Origin of the sequence: Paraburkholderia sp. SIMBA_027, assembly GCF_046535315.1 — a bacterium.
Taxonomy (GTDB): Bacteria; Pseudomonadota; Gammaproteobacteria; order Burkholderiales; family Burkholderiaceae; genus Paraburkholderia; species Paraburkholderia tropica.
Window position 1 is genome coordinate 1 of record NZ_JAWRWY010001297.1, and the last position, 248, is coordinate 248.

Annotated in this window: 1 protein-coding gene; it reads left to right on the plus strand. The window is 54.4% G+C overall.

The features are described 5' to 3' along the window. A partial coding sequence (locus SB764_RS43340; RefSeq protein ID WP_410867215.1) for a hypothetical protein occupies positions 1-248 on the plus strand: 248 nt, incomplete at both ends.

A 248-nucleotide genomic window follows, 5' to 3' on the forward strand; every position in this document is an offset into this window, starting at 1 on the left:
ATGTTGGCTAATCAAAATTTCAAAAAACTCCTGTTGGATATGAAGAGCACGGGTGCCGCGGGGGCCAAGCTTCCTTCACATGCGCACCCTGCTCCAAAGACGATGGGTGATGTTGTACAAAACATGGTCACGGCGGATCGCTTGGTCAAGGCGGGTGTTTTCAAGACCGGGCCAGACTTGAAAACGGTGACCCGCGACGCTTTTGTCAATGCCGCGGTCAATGGGCTGGTCAGCACGCCCCTGAGCAT